Source organism: Solihabitans fulvus (assembly GCF_008386585.1).
GTDB lineage: Bacteria > Actinomycetota > Actinomycetes > Mycobacteriales > Pseudonocardiaceae > Solihabitans > Solihabitans fulvus.
Genome location: NZ_VUOB01000053.1, coordinates 24,046 through 39,503, shown reverse-complemented (window position 1 = coordinate 39,503; position 15,458 = coordinate 24,046). Strand labels below are relative to the sequence as shown.

General features: G+C 71.5%; 20 protein-coding genes. 15 read left to right on the top strand and 5 right to left on the bottom strand.

Going from position 1 to position 15,458, the window contains the following annotated elements:
• The first annotated feature begins 28 nt into the window (after positions 1 to 28).
• From uraH to F0L68_RS26890, 9 genes are all read left to right on the top strand, one after another.
• Complete coding sequence (gene uraH / locus F0L68_RS26930) at positions 29 to 364, top strand: hydroxyisourate hydrolase (protein WP_149852613.1); 336 nt, start codon at positions 29 to 31, stop codon at positions 362 to 364.
• An 11-nt stretch (positions 365 to 375) separates the two neighbouring features.
• The gene (locus tag F0L68_RS26925; RefSeq protein ID WP_149852612.1) at positions 376 to 1,269 is read left to right on the top strand and encodes an FAD binding domain-containing protein; all 894 of its coding nucleotides are present in this window, start codon (positions 376 to 378) and stop codon (positions 1,267 to 1,269) included.
• Positions 1,260 to 1,742, top strand: a complete 483-nt coding sequence (locus tag F0L68_RS26920; RefSeq protein WP_149852611.1) for a (2Fe-2S)-binding protein — start codon at positions 1,260 to 1,262, stop codon at positions 1,740 to 1,742. Before F0L68_RS26925 ends, F0L68_RS26920 begins: the two co-directional genes overlap by 10 nt.
• Positions 1,739 to 3,112, top strand: coding sequence for an 8-oxoguanine deaminase (locus tag F0L68_RS26915; protein ID WP_149852610.1), 1,374 nt, complete (start codon positions 1,739 to 1,741; stop codon positions 3,110 to 3,112). Before F0L68_RS26920 ends, F0L68_RS26915 begins: the two co-directional genes overlap by 4 nt.
• A gap of 79 nt (positions 3,113 to 3,191) precedes the next feature.
• Positions 3,192 to 5,501, top strand: a complete 2,310-nt coding sequence (gene pucD / locus F0L68_RS26910; protein WP_149852609.1) for a xanthine dehydrogenase subunit D — start codon at positions 3,192 to 3,194, stop codon at positions 5,499 to 5,501.
• A gap of 11 nt (positions 5,502 to 5,512) precedes the next feature.
• On the top strand, positions 5,513 to 6,007 hold the full coding sequence (locus F0L68_RS26905) for a nucleoside deaminase (protein WP_149852608.1): 495 nt from the start codon (positions 5,513 to 5,515) through the stop codon (positions 6,005 to 6,007).
• A 173-nt stretch (positions 6,008 to 6,180) separates the two neighbouring features.
• Entirely contained in the window at positions 6,181 to 7,638 is a 1,458-nt protein-coding gene (locus tag F0L68_RS26900; protein WP_149852607.1) for an NCS2 family permease, read from the top strand.
• 58 nt (positions 7,639 to 7,696) lie between these two features.
• Entirely contained in the window at positions 7,697 to 8,830 is a 1,134-nt protein-coding gene (locus F0L68_RS26895) for an XdhC family protein (protein WP_149852606.1), read from the top strand.
• A gap of 33 nt (positions 8,831 to 8,863) precedes the next feature.
• A complete protein-coding gene (locus F0L68_RS26890) occupies positions 8,864 to 9,238 on the top strand; it encodes an allophanate hydrolase-related protein (RefSeq protein ID WP_149852605.1) in 375 nt (124 codons plus the stop codon).
• Positions 9,239 to 9,251: 13 nt separating this feature from the next.
• On the opposite strand, the gene F0L68_RS26885 is transcribed toward F0L68_RS26890, so the two are convergent.
• Positions 9,252 to 9,836, bottom strand: a complete 585-nt coding sequence (locus tag F0L68_RS26885; protein ID WP_149852604.1) for a TetR/AcrR family transcriptional regulator — start codon at positions 9,834 to 9,836, stop codon at positions 9,252 to 9,254.
• 98 nt (positions 9,837 to 9,934) lie between these two features.
• Here F0L68_RS26885 and F0L68_RS26880 point away from each other — a divergent pair, with 98 nt between their 5' ends.
• From F0L68_RS26880 to F0L68_RS26870, 3 genes are all read left to right on the top strand, one after another.
• Complete coding sequence (locus tag F0L68_RS26880; protein ID WP_223199162.1) at positions 9,935 to 10,255, top strand: antibiotic biosynthesis monooxygenase family protein; 321 nt, start codon at positions 9,935 to 9,937, stop codon at positions 10,253 to 10,255.
• Between the two features lie 99 nt (positions 10,256 to 10,354).
• Complete coding sequence (locus tag F0L68_RS26875; RefSeq protein ID WP_149852603.1) at positions 10,355 to 10,606, top strand: hypothetical protein; 252 nt, start codon at positions 10,355 to 10,357, stop codon at positions 10,604 to 10,606.
• Between the two features lie 50 nt (positions 10,607 to 10,656).
• Entirely contained in the window at positions 10,657 to 11,133 is a 477-nt protein-coding gene (locus tag F0L68_RS26870; RefSeq protein WP_149852602.1) for a hypothetical protein, read from the top strand.
• 25 nt (positions 11,134 to 11,158) lie between these two features.
• Here the strand turns inward: F0L68_RS26870 and F0L68_RS26865 are convergent, their stop codons facing one another.
• The 3 genes from F0L68_RS26865 to F0L68_RS26855 form a co-directional block, all read right to left on the bottom strand.
• Positions 11,159 to 12,019 (bottom strand): DMT family protein, encoded by an 861-nt coding sequence (locus F0L68_RS26865; protein ID WP_149852601.1) that lies wholly within the window; start codon positions 12,017 to 12,019, stop codon positions 11,159 to 11,161.
• 56 nt (positions 12,020 to 12,075) lie between these two features.
• A complete protein-coding gene (locus F0L68_RS26860) occupies positions 12,076 to 12,444 on the bottom strand; it encodes a VOC family protein (protein WP_149852600.1) in 369 nt (122 codons plus the stop codon).
• A 73-nt stretch (positions 12,445 to 12,517) separates the two neighbouring features.
• The gene (locus F0L68_RS26855; protein WP_188316853.1) at positions 12,518 to 13,138 is read right to left on the bottom strand and encodes a TetR/AcrR family transcriptional regulator; all 621 of its coding nucleotides are present in this window, start codon (positions 13,136 to 13,138) and stop codon (positions 12,518 to 12,520) included.
• 107 nt (positions 13,139 to 13,245) lie between these two features.
• Between F0L68_RS26855 and F0L68_RS26850 the strand changes: the two genes are divergently transcribed.
• From F0L68_RS26850 to F0L68_RS26840, 3 genes are all read left to right on the top strand, one after another.
• Positions 13,246 to 14,022 carry an SDR family NAD(P)-dependent oxidoreductase gene (locus F0L68_RS26850; RefSeq protein ID WP_223199161.1) on the top strand — a complete coding sequence of 259 codons (777 nt, stop codon included), beginning with the start codon at positions 13,246 to 13,248 and terminating at the stop codon, positions 14,020 to 14,022.
• A gap of 267 nt (positions 14,023 to 14,289) precedes the next feature.
• Positions 14,290 to 14,538, top strand: a complete 249-nt coding sequence (locus F0L68_RS42680; protein WP_188316852.1) for an SGNH/GDSL hydrolase family protein — start codon at positions 14,290 to 14,292, stop codon at positions 14,536 to 14,538.
• Entirely contained in the window at positions 14,535 to 14,870 is a 336-nt protein-coding gene (locus F0L68_RS26840) for an SGNH/GDSL hydrolase family protein (RefSeq protein WP_149852597.1), read from the top strand. Before F0L68_RS42680 ends, F0L68_RS26840 begins: the two co-directional genes overlap by 4 nt.
• A 293-nt stretch (positions 14,871 to 15,163) precedes the next feature.
• Here the strand turns inward: F0L68_RS26840 and F0L68_RS26835 are convergent, their stop codons facing one another.
• Entirely contained in the window at positions 15,164 to 15,382 is a 219-nt protein-coding gene (locus tag F0L68_RS26835; RefSeq protein WP_149852596.1) for an MbtH family protein, read from the bottom strand.
• Positions 15,383 to 15,458: the final 76 nt, after the last annotated feature.

Below are 15,458 nucleotides of genomic sequence, written 5' to 3'. Positions count from 1 at the left end.
CCGCTCAGCCGGCGAAGGTGGTGAGCCCATGAGCATCTCCACGCACGTGCTCGACGCCGCGCTCGGCCGACCGGCCGTCGGGCTCGCCGTCCGGCTGGAGCGGGTCGAGGAGTCCGGCCCTCGGCTGGTGGCCGCCGGACACACGGGGATCGACGGCAGGCTCAGCGACTGGGTGGCGGACGGCGAGCTCGCCGCCGGGGTGCACCGGCTGGTCTTCGACACCGGCGCCTACCACGCGTCCGCCGGCACGCCGACGTTCTACCCCGAGGTCGTGGTGACGTTCCTGGTCGCCGACCCCGCCGAGCACCACCACGTCCCGTTGCTGCTGTCCCCGTTCGCCTACTCCACCTACCGCGGCAGCTAGGAGCGTCCACAATGGACTTTCTGATCCCCTCCACCTTCGCCGAGGCGCTGGCCATCAAGGCCGAGCGGCCCGAGGTGGTGCCGATCGCGGGTGGCACCGACGTGATGGTGGAGCTGAACTTCGACCACCGCAGGCCCACGGCGCTGCTCGACCTGACCAGGATCGCCGAGCTGACCGAATGGGCTCCATCGGAGAACCTGCTGCGGGTCGGCGCGGGCGTGCCCTACGTCCGGATCATCGACGAGCTCGGCGACCGGCTGCCCGGCCTCGCCATGGCGTCGCGAACCGTTGGCTCGCCGCAGATCCGCAACCGCGGCACCGTCGGCGGCAACCTCGGCGCCGCGTCGCCGGCCGGCGACACGCACCCGGTCCTGCTCGCCTGCGACGCGCAGGTCGAGGTGGCCTCGGTGCGCGGCACCAGGATGATCCCGGCCGCCGAGTTCTACCTCGGCGTCAAGCGCAACGCTCTGGAACCCGACGAGCTGATCGCGGCGGTGCACCTCGCGCCTGCCGCCGCGCCGCAACAGTTCTCGAAGGTCGGCACCCGCAACGCGATGGTCATCGCGGTGTGCTCCTTCGCCGTCGCCCTGCACCCCGAGCAGGGCAGGGTCGGCGCGGCGGTCGGGTCGGCCGCGCCGACGCCCCGGCGCGCGCTGGCCGCCGAGGAGTTCCTGGCGGGCGAGCTGTCCGACGCCGGGTTGTGGGAATCGCCTAAACCGCTGCTGGACTCGGTGAGGCGACGGTTCGGCGAGTTGGCCGCCGAGGCGGCCAGCCCGATCGACGACGTGCGGGGCACCGCGGCCTATCGGCGGCACGCGTTGGCCGTGCTGGCCAGGCGGACGCTGGGTTGGGCATGGCAGGACTACTGCGGAACGGGCGAGACGAGGAGCCAGTCATGCGCGTGAACGTCACGATCAACGGCGACCAGCGCCAGGCCGACGACGTCTGGGAGGGCGAGAGCCTGCTGTACATGCTGCGCGAGCGGCTCGGGTTGCCCGGTTCGAAGAACGCCTGCGAGCAGGGCGAGTGCGGCTCCTGCACGGTCTACCTCGACGACGTGCCGGTGTGCGCCTGCCTGGTCGCCGCTGGGCAGTGCCAGGGGCGCGAGGTGCGCACCGTCGAGGGCCTGGCCGCCGGCGACGACCTTGACCCCGTGCAGCGGTCGTTCGTGGAGGCGGGCGCGGTGCAGTGCGGCTTCTGCACCCCCGGCCTGGTGGTCGCGGCGCACGACCTGCTGCGTCGGGTGCCCGAGCCGAGCGACCCGGAGATCCGCGAGGCGCTGGCGGGAAACCTGTGCCGCTGCACGGGTTACGAGAAGATCCTGGACGCGGTTCGGCTGGCCGCGACCCGCCAGGCCAGCGGCGCGGAGGCACGATGACCGCACCGAACCGCCTGGTGATCGACGGGGCCGCGATCGCGACCGTCGACCAGCACGGCACCGAGCACGCGACGGGGCACGTCGTCGTCGACGGTGACCTGATCACCGCCGTCGGCGCGGGTCCCGCGCCCGAGTCCGTCGGGCCGCACACCCGGATCGACGGCACGGGCTGCCTGGTCACGCCGGGACTCGTGAACACCCACCATCACCTGTACCAGTGGGCCACCAGGGGTTTCGCCCAGGACGGCACGCTGTTCGAGTGGCTGGTGGAGCTGTATCCGGTCTGGGACAGGCTGGACGCCGAGATCACCCACGCCGCCGCGGCCGCCGGCCTCGGCTGGCTGGCCAGGACCGGCTGCACGACGGCGGCGGACCACCACTACGTGTTCCCGGCCGACGGCGGCGACCAGCTCGACGCGGTCGTCTCGGCCGCGCACCGGACCGGCCTTCGGCTGCACGCCGTGCGCGGCTCCATGGACCGGGGCCGCTCGGCAGGCGGGCTGCCGCCGGACAACCTGGTCGAGGACACCGAGACCGCGCTGCTGGCCACCGAGCAGGCCATCCACCGCTACCACGACTCGTCGCCCAACGCGCGGATCCGCGTCGCGGTCGGGCCCTGCTCGCCGTTCTCGGTCAGCCGGGAGCTGATGACCGGCGCGGCCGAGCTGGCCAGGCGGACCGGCGTCCGACTGCACACCCACCTCGCCGAGACGCTCGACGAGGAGGAGCAGTGCCTCGCCGAGTTCGGTTGCACGCCGACGGAGTACGCCGAGCAGCTGGGTTGGCTCGGCGACGACGTCTGGCTCGCGCACACCGTGCACCTGGTGCCCGACGCCGTGAAACTGTTGGGCGCCACCAGGACCGGCGCCGCGCACTGCCCCACCTCCAACGGGCGGCTCGGCTCCGGCATCGCCCCGGTGCGCGACCTGCTGGACGCCGGCGCGCCCGTCGGGCTCGGCGTGGACGGCGCCGCGTCCAACGAGTCCTGCGGCATGGTCGAGGAGCTGCACCAGTCGCTGTTGCAGGCTCGGCAACGCGGCGGCCCCAAGGCGTTGACCGCGCGGCAGGCCCTGTGGCTCGGCACCGTCGGCGGCGCGCGCTGCCTCGGCCGGGAGGCCGAGATCGGCTCGATCGAACCGGGCAAGCTCGCCGACCTCGCGGTCTGGCGGCTGGACGGCCTCGCGCACGCCGGCATCGCCGACCCGGTCGCGGCGCTGGTGCTCGGCCCGACCCCGCCGCTCGCGCGGCTGCTGGTCGGCGGGCGAACCGTGGTGTCCGACGGCGAGCTGCGCACCGTGGACGAGTCCGAACTGGCAACGGGGTTGCGCGCCGCGAGCGCCCGACTGACGCGTGGAAAGGCTGGTCTCTGATGAACGAGCGGAGCGAGAGAGTCATTCAACACCGCGCACTCGGAGCCTCATCGGCGCCCGGAGCGAAGCGAGGACGTCGATGAGCAAGTCCGCACCCGTACGCACGCCGACCGACCTGACCTCGTCGGTGGCCGGCGGCATCGGCGCGAGCCCACAGCGTCCCGACGGCAACCTCAAGGTACGCGGTGAGTTCGCCTACGCCTCGGACCTGTGGCACGAGGACATGATCTGGGGCGCCACGCTGCGCAGCCCGCACCCCTACGCGCGGATCAGGTCGATCGACATCACCGAGGCGCTGAAGGTGCCGGGGGTGTACGCGGTGCTCACGCACTCGGATGTGCCCGGCAAGAACCTGTACGGCCTCGAGCATCCCGACCAACCGGTGCTGGCCGTCGACGTCGTCCGCTACCAGGGCGAGCCGGTCGCGCTGGTCGGCGCGGACCACCCGGAGACGGCCCGGCGCGCGATGGAGCGCATCGCGGTCGACTACGAGGTGCTGGAACCCGTGGTGGACATGGAGGACGCGGCGCACGGCCGGGGAACCCCGTTGCACCCTGGCGGAAATCTCGTGCGGCACGTGCCGATCCGGCACGGGGACCAGCAGGTGACCGCCGAGGTCGTGGTCACCGGCGAGTACGAGGTCGGCATGCAGGACCAGGCGTTCCTCGGGCCGGAGTCCGGGCTCGCGGTGCCCGGTGAGGACGGCGGCATCGACCTCTACGTGGCGACGCAGTGGCTGCACGTCGACCAGAAGCAGGTCGCCCAGGCGCTCGGCCTGCCGCTGGACAAGGTGCGGCTGACGCTGTCGGGCGTCGGCGGCGCGTTCGGCGGCCGCGAGGACCTGTCCATGCAGGTGCACGCGAGCCTGCTCGCGCTGCACACCGGCAAGCCGGTGAAGATGGTCTACAACCGGCTGGAGTCCTTCTACGGCCACGTGCACCGGCACCCGGCCAAGCTGTACTACGAGCACGGCGCGGACCGCGACGGCCGGCTGGTGTACGTCAAGTGCCGCATCTACCTGGACGGCGGCGCCTACGCGTCCAGCACGCCGGCCGTGGTGGCCAACGCCGCCACGCTCGGCGTCGGGCCCTACGACGTGCCGAACGCGACCGTGGACTGTTGGGGCGTCTACACCAATAACCCACCGTGCGGCGCGATGCGCGGCTTCGGCGCGGTGCAGGCCGGGTTCGCCTACGAGTCGCAGATGGACAAGCTGGCCGCGGCGGTCGGGCTGGATCCGGTCGAGGTGCGCATCCGCAATGCGATGCACGAGGGCAGCCTCATGCCGACCGGTCAGGTGGTCGACTCGGCCGCGCCGGTCGCTGAGTTGTTGCGGCGGGTCAAGGACAAGCCGCTGCCGCCGGTCAACCGCACCGAGCCGGTGGACATCAGGGAGATGCCGGGCGGCGCGTCCAACACCACGCACGGCGAGGGCGTGGTGCGCGGCATCGGCTACGCCGTCGGCATCAAGAACGTCTGCTTCTCCGAGGGCTACGACGACTTCTCCACGGCCAGGGTGCGGGTGCAGGTCATCGGCGGCGAGCTGTCCGCGTTGGCGCACACCGCGGCCTGCGAGGTGGGCCAGGGCCTGGTGACGATCATGCAGCAGATCGTGCGCACCGAGCTTGGTGTCGAGCGGGTCACCATCGCGCCGATGGACACCACCATCGGCAACGGCGGCTCCACATCGGCGTCCCGGCAGACCTACGTGACCGGCGGCGCGGTCCGCTCGGCGTGCCAGACCGTGCGCGGCAGGCTTTTCGAGCTGGCCGCGCGCAAGCTCGGCGTCGACGCGGTCGGGCTGTCGCTGCACGGCGGCAAGCTCGTCTCCGACCTGCACGGCGTGCTGGCCGACCTCGTCGACGTGCTCGGCGACGACGTCGTCGACGAGACCGTCGAATGGCGGCACCGCGCGACCGAATCTCTCGACCCCGTCACCGGCCAGGGCAACGCGCACGTCCAGTACGGCTTCGCGGCGCACCGCGCCGTCGTCGACGTGGACGTGGAACTCGGGCTGGTGAAGGTCGTCGAGCTGGACTGCGCGCAGGACGTCGGCAAGGCGCTCAACCCGGAGGCCGTGCTCGGCCAGATCCAGGGAGGTTCCGCGCAGGGGCTCGGCCTCGCGGTCATGGAGGAGATCCAGACCAGCGGCGGAAAGATCCGCAACCCCTCCTTCACCGACTACCTGATCCCCACCGTGCTCGACATGCCCCCGATGAGCATCGACGTGCTCGAACTGGCCGATCCCCATGCGCCGTACGGCATCCGAGGGGTCGGCGAACCACCCACCATCTCGTCAACGCCGGCGATCGTCGCGGCGATCAGGGCGGCGACGGGCCTCGCGCTGACGCGCGCCCCCGTCCGCCCCGAGCACATCACCGGCACCTGAAGGAGAATCCCGTGACCACACAGCTTTCCCACGCCGACACCGCCGAGCAGGACTGGCTGCTCGAGTCGATCCGGCTGGCCACCGCAAACGTGACGGCCGGCGGCGGACCGTTCGGCGCGGTCATCATTAAGGACGGGAAGGTCATCGCGACCGGCACCAACCAGGTGACGCCGACACTGGACCCCACCGCGCACGCCGAGGTGGTGGCCATCCGCGCGGCCTGCCAGGAACTCGGCGACTTCAAGCTGACGGGCTGCGTGCTCGTCTCCTCGTGCGAGCCCTGCCCGCTGTGTCTGTCCGCCGCGCTGTGGGCCAGGGTCGACCGCGTGGTGTTCGCCGCCGACCGCGACGACGCCGCGGCGGCCGGGTTCGACGACCGCGAGTTCTACGACCTGTTCGCCAGGCCACGGGAAACCTGGCCGGTGTCGGTGCAGCGGGTGTCGACCGGCGAGGACAACGCGCCGTTCAACGCGTGGGTCGCGAGCACCGACCGCGTGGACTACTGACCGGTCGACCTGACCCGAGATCCCACTGAACGGCCAACTTGATCTGAGATCCCCCGGAGTGGCCACAAGCCACGGGTGCTGACCGGAGCACCAAAGAAACACAAACGCGTTGAACCAAGTCCTTGCCGCACAAGGGCTTGGTTCAACGCGCCCACCGGCATGGGAAGGACGTCATGACCCAGCTACGGAGCGACAGCCCGCCGCACCAACCGGAACCAGAACAGCCCGCCCGCACCAGCACATCTCCATTCAACCACTTCTTCCGCATCGCAGAACGCGGAAGCACGGTCGGCCGCGAAGTCCGTGGCGGGATCACCACGTTCGTCGCGATGTCCTACATCGTACTGCTCAATCCGCTCATTCTGGGCGCCTCGGCCGACATCACGGGTGCGAAGCTGAGCACGGCGCAGCTCACCACCGCGACCGCCCTCGCCGCCGCCGTGATGACCATCCTGATGGGACTGGTCGGCAACGCGCCGCTCGCGATGGCCGCGGGCCTCGGCATCAACGGCGTCGTCGCCTTCCAGATGGCCCCGACGATGACCTGGGCACAGGCGTTCGGCCTTGTGGTGCTGGAGGGCGTCTGCATCGTGCTGATGGCCGTCTCCGGCGTCCGCGAGCGGATCATGAACGCCATCCCGATGGCACTCAAGACGGCGATCACCGTCGGCATCGGGCTCTACATCGCGCTCGTCGGGCTGGTCAGCGCCGGCTTCGTGACCAGGACCCCGGACCTCGCGCACTCCACCGTGCCGGTGCGGATGGGGCTCAACGGCCACCTCGTCGGCTGGCCGATCGCGATCTTCTGCATCGGCCTGCTGCTGATGATCGTGCTGCTGTCGCGCGGCGTTCCAGGGGCGGTGCTGATCAGCATCGCGGTCGCCACCGTGCTGGCCATCGTGGTGAACGGCGTTTTCCACGTCACGAGCTGGGGCCTGGTCACGCCGCAGCTGCCGGACAGTCTCGTCGCCGCGCCGAACTTCGGGCTGTTCGGGCACATCGACCTGTTCGGCGGGTTCGCCTCCGCGGGGGCCATCTCGGCGACGGTGTTCCTGTTCACGCTGGTGCTGTCGGGCTTCTTCGACGCGATGGGCACCATCACCAGCGTCTCCGACGAGGCCGGCCTGTCCAGGGACGGCAAGGTGCCAGGCATGGGCCGGATCCTGCTGGTCGACGGCGCAGGCGCGATCGCGGGCGGTGTCGCGGGTTCCTCCCCCAACACGGTGTTCCTCGAGTCGGCGGCCGGCGTCGGGGAGGGCGCGCGCACCGGGCTGTCCAGCGTGGTCACCGGCGCGCTGTTCGCGGCGGCCCTGCTGTTCACGCCGCTGGCCGAGGTCGTGCCGGCGCAGGCGGCGGCCCCGGCGCTGGTGGTCATCGGCGGCATGATGATGGCCCAGTGCCGCCGGATTCCCTGGCACGACACCGACTACACGATCCCGGTGTTCCTCACCGTCGCGCTGATCCCGTTCACCTACTCGATCACCAACGGCATCGGTGCCGGCCTGGTCTCCTACGTGCTCATCAAGGTCTGCAAGGGACGCGCACGCGAGGTCGGCTGGCTGATGGGCGTCCTGGCCGCCCTGTTCGTCCTGTACTTCGGCGTGGAGGCGATCACCGCGGCACTCCACTAGGAACCCGCCTAGGAACCGTGCGCCACGCCGCCCAACCGAACGCGATCGGAGGAAGTCCATGCGGGACCTGGTTTCCCGGCTGCTCGAACGGCGGTCGGCCGGCGAGTCCTATGCGGTGGCGAGCGTGGTGCAGGTGGTCGGCAGCGCGCCGAGGCAACCCGGCGCGGCGCTGGCCGTGCTGGCCGACGGCACGGTGCTCGGCAGCGTGTCGGGCGGCTGCGTCGAGGGCGCGGTCTACGAGCTCGCGCAGGAGGTACTGGTCTCGGGACGCCCGAGGCTCGCGCGGTTCGGCTACTCGGCCGACGACGCCTTCGCCATCGGGCTGACCTGCGGCGGCGAACTGGAGGTGTTCGTGCAGGCGGTGACTCCCGAGCGGGAGACGGGTGTCGCCGCGGCGCAGCTGGCGGCGGCGACGGATCGCCCGGTCGCGCTCGCCAGGGTCGTCGAGGGACCGGCCGACCTGGTCGGCGGGAGCGTCGCCGTCTTCGCGGCCGAACACGTTGGCAGCACTGGTGACCACGGCCTCGACGCGACGGTGATCACCGAGGCGCGGGGCGTGCTCGACGCGGGCCGGACCGGCACACTCCGGTGCGGCCCGCGCGGCGAGTGCGACGGCCAGGAGGTGCGCGTGCTGGTGGAGTCCTGGTCCGCCCAGCCGAGGCTGCTGGTGTTCGGCGCGATCGACTACGCGGCGGCGGTCGCCGAGATCGGCGCGTTCCTCGGCTACCGGGTCACCGTGTGCGACGCCAGGGGAGTTTTCGCCACCCCGCAACGGTTTCCCGCCGCGCAGGAGGTCGTGGTCGACTGGCCGCACCGGTACCTGGCCGGCACGCGGACCGATCGGCGCACCGCCGTGTGCGTGCTGACCCACGATCCCAAGTTCGACGTCCCGCTGCTCGTCGAGGCACTGCGCAGGCCGCTCGGCTACGTCGGCGCGCTCGGCTCGCGGCGGACCCACGCCGACCGGCTCGCCAGGCTCAGGGCGGTGGGTCTTGGCGACGCCGAACTGGCCAGGCTGCGGTCCCCGATCGGCCTCGACCTCGGCGCGCGCACCCCGGAGGAGACCGCGGTGTCCATCGCGGCGGAGCTGATCGCGGCCAGGAGGGGCGGCAGCGGCCTTCCACTGTCCACAACGGACTTCCCGATCCACCGGGAACAGCACGACACGTCCCCGCCCAGCCACGTCGCCTAAGAGCTCTAAGCGCACAGACCCTCGGAGGCAGTCATGGCACTGATGTTCCTCAACGGCGGCGGGATGCGCGGTGGCCCGCTGCACCACCAGTTGCAGGGCGCCGCGCTGGTGCGGGTCGCGCGGAGCGCGCCGCGATATCGGTACTTCTCCGTCGGCGACCGGTTTCCCGCCATGCACGAGGTGCCGCGCGGCGGCGCCAGCGTCGTCGGCGAGGTGTACGACCTGCCGCTGTCGGTGCTGCGCGACCACCTGCTGCCGGCGGAGCCGCCCGAACTCGAACTCGGCGTCGTCGAGCTGTCCGACGGCACGGCGTGCCTGGCGACCGTGCTGCGGGAGTCGTTCCTCGGCACGGAGGAACTGCTCGACATCACCGAGATCGGCGACTGGCGGGCCTACCGGGCCCGTTGAGGCTCGCGGACGGTCAGTCGACGCCGAGGCCGTGCAGCACCTGGTCGAGCAGCGCGGCGACGACCGTTTCGTTGTGGTCCCGCTGCCCCGGCGAGATCCGCCGCGCCGCGGCCTCGACCGTGCCGTGCACGAGGGCGGCCCGCAACTCCGGCTGGGACACACCGGCCTCGCGCAGGGCGTCGGTGAGCGGCGCGAGCAGCCGCTCGTGCCCTGCGCGGATCTGTTCCCGGCTGCTGGCCGGCAGGGCGTGCGCGGCGAGCAGCACGGCGGCGCCGTGCCGGCCGTCCGCGACGATCTGGAGCTGGGTGCGTAGGTAGGCCTCGACCTTGGCCGGCAGGTTCGGCGCTTCGCGGACGGCCCGGTCGAGGCGGCGCGCCCAGTCCGGCAGCTCGTCGGACAGGATCGCGGCGACCAGGTCCTCCTTGGACCTGAAGTACTCGTACAGGCTCGGCCGGGACAGCCCGACCCTGCGGGCGAGCGCGGCCAACGTCAACGCTTCCGCGCCGCCCTCGGCGACCAGCTCCCCCGCCGCGTCCAGCAACGCGCGGAGCTGGTTCGCGCGGTGCTCGGCCACCGTCGCGGCGCTGATCCTTGGCACACCAGAAGAGTAGCCCCTTGCGTTTCCGACGTGGCGTTGGAACAGTTGCCTACAGGCCGTCGGCAACGGTCGGCGGCCGGTCAGCGAGGGTGCGGAGGATGACCATGTTCGTCGCCACCAACCGCCTGTTCGTCCCGCAGGATCAGGCCGAGGAGTTCGAGCGGCACTTCGTCGGGACCATGCGCACCTTCCTGCCCGGCGTGCCGGGCCTGCGCCGCAGCACGCTGCTGCGGCCGACCGAGCCGGGCCAGCCCTACGTGTCGGTCAACGAGTTCGAATCGGAGGCCGACTTCCTGGCCTGGATGTCGTCGGCGTCCTTCCGGCAGGCGCACGCGCACAACCCAGGGTTGGCCAAGCACGTCACCAGCAATGCGGTCGAGACCTTCCAGCCGACGGAGGACCTGGTGCTCGCGCCCTAGCTTCTTGCGCGGCGAATCGCGGCGCTGTGTCAGCTGACGCAGACGAACTCCTCCGACCGGGCTAAACCGGTGGTGTAGCACCGAGACGAGGAGGCTCGCATGACCGTTCCCCAGCTACACCAGCAGAGGGACCCCCGCCGATGGCGCAGGCTGGTGCGGCGCGGCGCGTTGATGGCGCTGTTCACCAGCGTGCAGGTCTGGGCGACCGTGGTCGTGCTGGCCAGGGTGCACGCCGACGGCCTGCCGAGGGTGGCGCTCGCGCTGGCGTTGGCAGGCGGACTGCTCGCCGTGCTCGACGGCTGGCAGCAGGTCCGCATCCTGGACCGGCAGCACGACCGTGGCGCGGACTGACCGGCTTGGCAATTCCCCTGCCAGCGACCAAGATCGGCGCCATGCAGTGGATGACGATCCTGGGAACCGCGATGGGGGCCGTGATCGCGTTGGGCTCGACCCTGGTGAACGACAGGATCAAGTGGCGGCGTGAGCAGAGCCTCCAGAAGAGGAAGATGTTGCAGGAGGTGTACTCCGAGTACCTGACCGCCCTCACCGAGGCGCACGAGACCATGCGGGCCGCAGTCACGGCTCACGGTACGGCGGAGGAGCGGCGCGGCCCGGTGTTGGACGCGTTCCGCGCCAGCGGCGCCTACACGCTGCGCTACCGCCTGGCGATCGTCGCGGGCCAGGACGTGCTCGACGCGGCCGAGGAGGCGTTCCGGCAGCTGCGCGGCGGCCGGGACCTGTTGGCCGACGGCAATGGCTTGGATTCGCGGCAGTACAAGGAGTTCCGCACCACCTACGGCGGCACGATGCGCGAGTTGCAGCAGCGCATCCGGCAGGAGTTGCGGGAGGACGCCGTCAGCTTCACCGGCGGTTCGTAGGCGGGCCGTTCGGGTCGTGCCGGCCCTACCCGGTCGGCTGTGACTGTGGCTGCCGGGGTTCGGCGCCGACCTCGCCGAACCGCGCGAGCCCCAGCGCGCCGGCCACCGCGATGACGAAGCCCGCCACCGCGACCGGCGCGAACCCCGGCCTGGTCTCGTCGCCCAACAGCATGGTGCCGACCAGCGCCGGCACCACGGTCTCGCCGACCACCATCATGGCCGTCGCCGCCGTGACCCCGCCCCGCTGCAACGCCGAGGCGTAGAAGAGGAACGCCATGACGCCGGCGACCGGCACCGCGTAGGCGGCCGGATCGCGCAGCAGGTGCGGGACGGCGAAGTCGCTGAGCACCCGACTGGCGATGGCGACCAGACCGAACGCCAGGCCGGCGATCAGCCCGAGCACGGGGGTGCGGGCGCGGTCGGACAGCCGACCCGCCGCCATGCCTGCTAGTCCGAGCGCGACCGAGACGGCGAGCAGCGCCCAGTGGAACCCGCCGCCGACCGAGGTCGCTCCCTCGCCCTTCGCGGACACGCCGAGCACCGTCAACCCCAGGCACACCACCGCGACGGCGACCCACTCCCGCCAGCCGAGCACGACGCCGACCAGCCAGGTCGCGACCACCGCCGTCACGGCGAGGCTCGCCGCGAGCGAGGCCTGCACGAGAAACAGCGGCAGCACCCGCAGCGCCAGGATCTGGGCCACGAACCCGACGCCGTCCAGGGCGAGCCCGACCAGGAAGCGCCATTGGCCCAGCAGCCGAACCAGCAGCCGGGGATCGACGCCGCCGTCGGTGTCCGAGGTCGACCGCGCCGCGAGCGCCTGCATCACCGCGCCGACGCCGTAACAGACCGCCGCCGCGAACGCCGCCACCAGACCCAGGATCATGGGCACCGACCCTACGGACCCGCCCGGTCACCCGCAGCCCCGGCCGTGGCCGACCCTCAGGCGCGGGTGAGGATCTCGAGGTTGTGGCCGCTCGGGTCCTCGAAGTAGACGCCGCGCCCGCCGTTCCAGTCGTTCACCTCGCCGGCCCGCGTGTGCATCGGGTCGGCCCAGTACCGGATGCCCCGGTCGCGGATTCGGCCGAAGATCTCGTCGAACTCGTCGTCGCCGACCAGGAAGGCGTAGTGCTGGGACGCGACCTCGCCGTCGACCTGCATGACGTCGAGGGTGAGGTTGTTGGCCAGCCGCAGGGCGAGAAACGGGCCGAAGGGTTCCGCCTTGGGGAGCCCGAGGACGCTCGCCAGGAACTCCGCGGACGCGGCCCGGTCGCGCGCCGAGACGATCGTGTGGTTCAGCTCCACCGACATGGTGCTTTTCCTTTCGTACAAGGTGTTCGGACATCGCGCTCCGCCCACCCTAGAAGCTCCAGCTTGGTCGAGGTCAATGCCGTTGCCCCGGCAGACCGAGAACGGCCCCGGCCGCGTCGGTGAGCAGCGCGGCGACCGCCGCAACGCCCCTGGTCTTCGTGGCAAGCACGTCGAAGGTCTCGAAGCTGGTCAGTGTCCACAACAGGTCGACCAGGTCGTCCTGCGGCTCGGCCGACCCGTCGACGAGTTCCGGGAACAGGCGCAGCAGCGCGCGAAGCCCGTGCCTGCGGCGCTCGTCGCGCTCGCGCAGCACCCGGTCCAGGTCGCGGTCGGCGACGGCCAGCCCTCGCAGCCTGCGGGTCACCACCCGGTCGGCGGCCCAGAACCGGCAGAACACCTCGACGAACCCCGCCAGCGCCGCGTCGGGCGAGCCCTGGGTCATCGCGCCGGCCAACCGGTCCAGCCTGCCCCGGTTCGCCAACGCGTCGCACAACGCCTCGAGCAGCCCGGACTTCGAGCCGAACGCGTTGTAGACGGTCTGCCGCGACACGTCGGCCTCGCGCGCGACGGAGTCGATGGTGACCTGCACGACGCCCTTGCCTGCGAGGATGCGCCGCGCGGCGCCCAGGATCCGCTCGCGGGTCTCCTCGGCCGCGGCCTGACGCTTGTCCGACTGGTAGGCGCGTGGGCTCACCGGCCTTGCCTCCCTCGCCAATTTGGATGTACCGTCTGTCCATTCAAATCATATCGCACCGGGGTCGCCCAGTCGACTCGTGCCAGCTGACAACCGTGGAGATCGCCATGAGCAGCATGCAGAACTATCCCGAACTGGCCGGCAGGACGGTCGTCGTCACCGGCGGCTCGCGCGGCATCGGCGCGGCGACCGCCCGCCTGTTCGCCGGCAACGGCGCGAAGGTCGCGGTCCTCGGCAGGGACGAGGCGGCCATCGCCGAGGTGGTCGACGGCATCGTGGCGGGCGGCGGCGCGGCGATCGGCGTCGCCGCCGACACGACCGTCCCCGCCGACCTGGCACGGGCCAGGGCACGAGCGGAGGCCGAGCTCGGACCGGTCGACGTGCTCGCCGCGTTCGCCGGCGGCTCGACCTCGGCGCCGGGACCGATCACCCAGATCACCGAACAGCAGTGGCGCACGGCGATCGATGACAATCTCACCGCCACATTCCTGACCCTGCAAGCCTTTCTGCCCGGCATGATCGAGCGCGGCCGCGGCTCGGTCATCACCATGGCCTCCTCGGCGGCCCGCCAGCCGACCGGCAAGGCCCCACTCGCCTACGCCGCCGCCAAGGCCGGTGTGGTGATGCTGACCCAACAGGCCGCGATCGAGCTTGGCCCACAGGGCGTCCGGATCAACTGCGTCGCGCCGTCCGCGATCCGCACCGAACGCAACCAGGCGCGGATCCCGGCGAACGTCCAGGAGCAGATCGCGGCCGCGCATCCGTTGCGGCGGCTGGGCGAGTCGCTGGACGTCGCCTCGGCCGCGCTGTTCCTCGCCTCCGACAGCGCATCCTGGCTGACCGGCGTCACGATCGACGTGGCAGGCGGCCTGGTCACCCGCTGACCCGACAAACCCTATGGAGAACCCGGTGAACCTGAACGACACGATGATCGCTCGCCTGGTCCAGAACGTGCACCCGGAGAAGGTCTACCCCTGGCTGCCCGGTCTGGCTCCCGCGAACCTCGCCTCGGTGTACGGCATCGACGACGAGACCTACCGCGACCTGCTCGCCCGCTTCGCCGCGAACACCGAGGAGACCGCGCGCGACCTGCTCACCGACCGGCGTTCGCCGCCAGGGTCGACGCGCTGCCCTTCCGCGCGGGCGCGACCGTGGTCGCCATCGGCGAGAGCACCACCGACGATCTCCAGTCCTGGCTGGAGATTCTGCGGCAGCTGCTGGCGCTGCGCCGGGGCGGGGACGGGATCACGGTGGTCAACGCGGCCGTCGCGGGCCAGACGACCACCGAGGCGCTGCGCGCGATGGGGACGACGCTGGAGACGAGGCCGGACTGGATTCTCTGCATGATCGGCACCAACGACGCGCGGCGCCAATCCCCCGCCGCCGACCGCCCCTGGTGAGCGCGCCGGAGACGGCGGCGAACCTGGCCGAACCGCGGCGCATGGCCGAGGAGGGCACGCAGGCCTCCTGGGTCTGGATCACGCCGCCGCCGGTGGACGAGGAGCGCGAACGCGCGTACCCGAACTACCGGAACACCGGTCGCCGCTGGCGGGCCGACGACGCCGCCGCCGTCCGCGCGGCCATCCTGGCCCGCCAGGAGCCGGTCGTCGACCTCACCGCCGTGTTCGGCACGCCGTCCACGACGGACCTGCTCGGCGAGGACGGCGTGCACCCGACGCCGACCGGTCACCGCGCGATCGTGCGCGCGGTCGTCGAGTTCCTGACGTCCTGAGTCCCGGGTCCGGACGCGCGCCGCGGCCGACGGAGCGGGTGCGCGGCCGCGACAATTCGAACCGACCGTTCCCGCTGTGCGTCAATGCCCGACGAGTGATCGGCTCCCGACATCCTGCGGCGACGTCACACAGCGGGACGGCCGTTTCACGACTCCGGCTCGACGAATCGAGTCACCGCGGAAACATCGTCGAACAAAAGATATTTTGACATCGATTCCGAAGAAGGCGCCCGACGGCCCGGACCGCCGAGCCGCGACGCGCCGACGATCGATTTTCCGCCGCGTGGCGGCCGCTACGCGGTGGTGCCGTCCATCGCCTCGACAAGGCTGGCCGGCCGCATGTCGGTCCAGTGCTCGTTGACGTAGTCGAGGCACTCCTGCCTGCTGCCCGCACCGTGCACGGTGCGCCAACCTGCGGGCACGTCGACGAAGGACGGCCACAGCGAGTGTTGTCCCTCTTCGTTGCGCAGGACCAGGAAAGTGCCGCTGTCGTCGTCGAACGGGTTGGTCATCGGTTCTCCCCCACTGCGCTCCGTGACTTGAACACGACGAGACAAAGTTGAATTCGAACGCTATTCGGATCTTGGT

Coding starts and splice junctions, on each gene's coding strand:
- F0L68_RS26895 (WP_149852606.1), top strand. CDS start 7,697: ATGCGGGACCTGGTTTCCCGGCTGCTCGAACGGCGGTCGGCCGGCGAG.
- F0L68_RS26865 (WP_149852601.1), bottom strand. CDS start 12,019: ATGATCCTGGGTCTGGTGGCGGCGTTCGCGGCGGCGGTCTGTTACGGC.
- F0L68_RS26920 (WP_149852611.1), top strand. CDS start 1,260: ATGCGCGTGAACGTCACGATCAACGGCGACCAGCGCCAGGCCGACGAC.
- F0L68_RS26890 (WP_149852605.1), top strand. CDS start 8,864: ATGGCACTGATGTTCCTCAACGGCGGCGGGATGCGCGGTGGCCCGCTG.
- F0L68_RS26925 (WP_149852612.1), top strand. CDS start 376: ATGGACTTTCTGATCCCCTCCACCTTCGCCGAGGCGCTGGCCATCAAG.
- pucD (WP_149852609.1), top strand. CDS start 3,192: ATGAGCAAGTCCGCACCCGTACGCACGCCGACCGACCTGACCTCGTCG.
- F0L68_RS26860 (WP_149852600.1), bottom strand. CDS start 12,444: ATGTCGGTGGAGCTGAACCACACGATCGTCTCGGCGCGCGACCGGGCC.
- F0L68_RS26915 (WP_149852610.1), top strand. CDS start 1,739: ATGACCGCACCGAACCGCCTGGTGATCGACGGGGCCGCGATCGCGACC.
- F0L68_RS26870 (WP_149852602.1), top strand. CDS start 10,657: ATGACGATCCTGGGAACCGCGATGGGGGCCGTGATCGCGTTGGGCTCG.
- F0L68_RS26835 (WP_149852596.1), bottom strand. CDS start 15,382: ATGACCAACCCGTTCGACGACGACAGCGGCACTTTCCTGGTCCTGCGC.
- F0L68_RS26900 (WP_149852607.1), top strand. CDS start 6,181: ATGACCCAGCTACGGAGCGACAGCCCGCCGCACCAACCGGAACCAGAA.
- F0L68_RS26880 (WP_223199162.1), top strand. CDS start 9,935: ATGACCATGTTCGTCGCCACCAACCGCCTGTTCGTCCCGCAGGATCAG.
- F0L68_RS26875 (WP_149852603.1), top strand. CDS start 10,355: ATGACCGTTCCCCAGCTACACCAGCAGAGGGACCCCCGCCGATGGCGC.
- uraH (WP_149852613.1), top strand. CDS start 29: ATGAGCATCTCCACGCACGTGCTCGACGCCGCGCTCGGCCGACCGGCC.
- F0L68_RS26850 (WP_223199161.1), top strand. CDS start 13,246: ATGAGCAGCATGCAGAACTATCCCGAACTGGCCGGCAGGACGGTCGTC.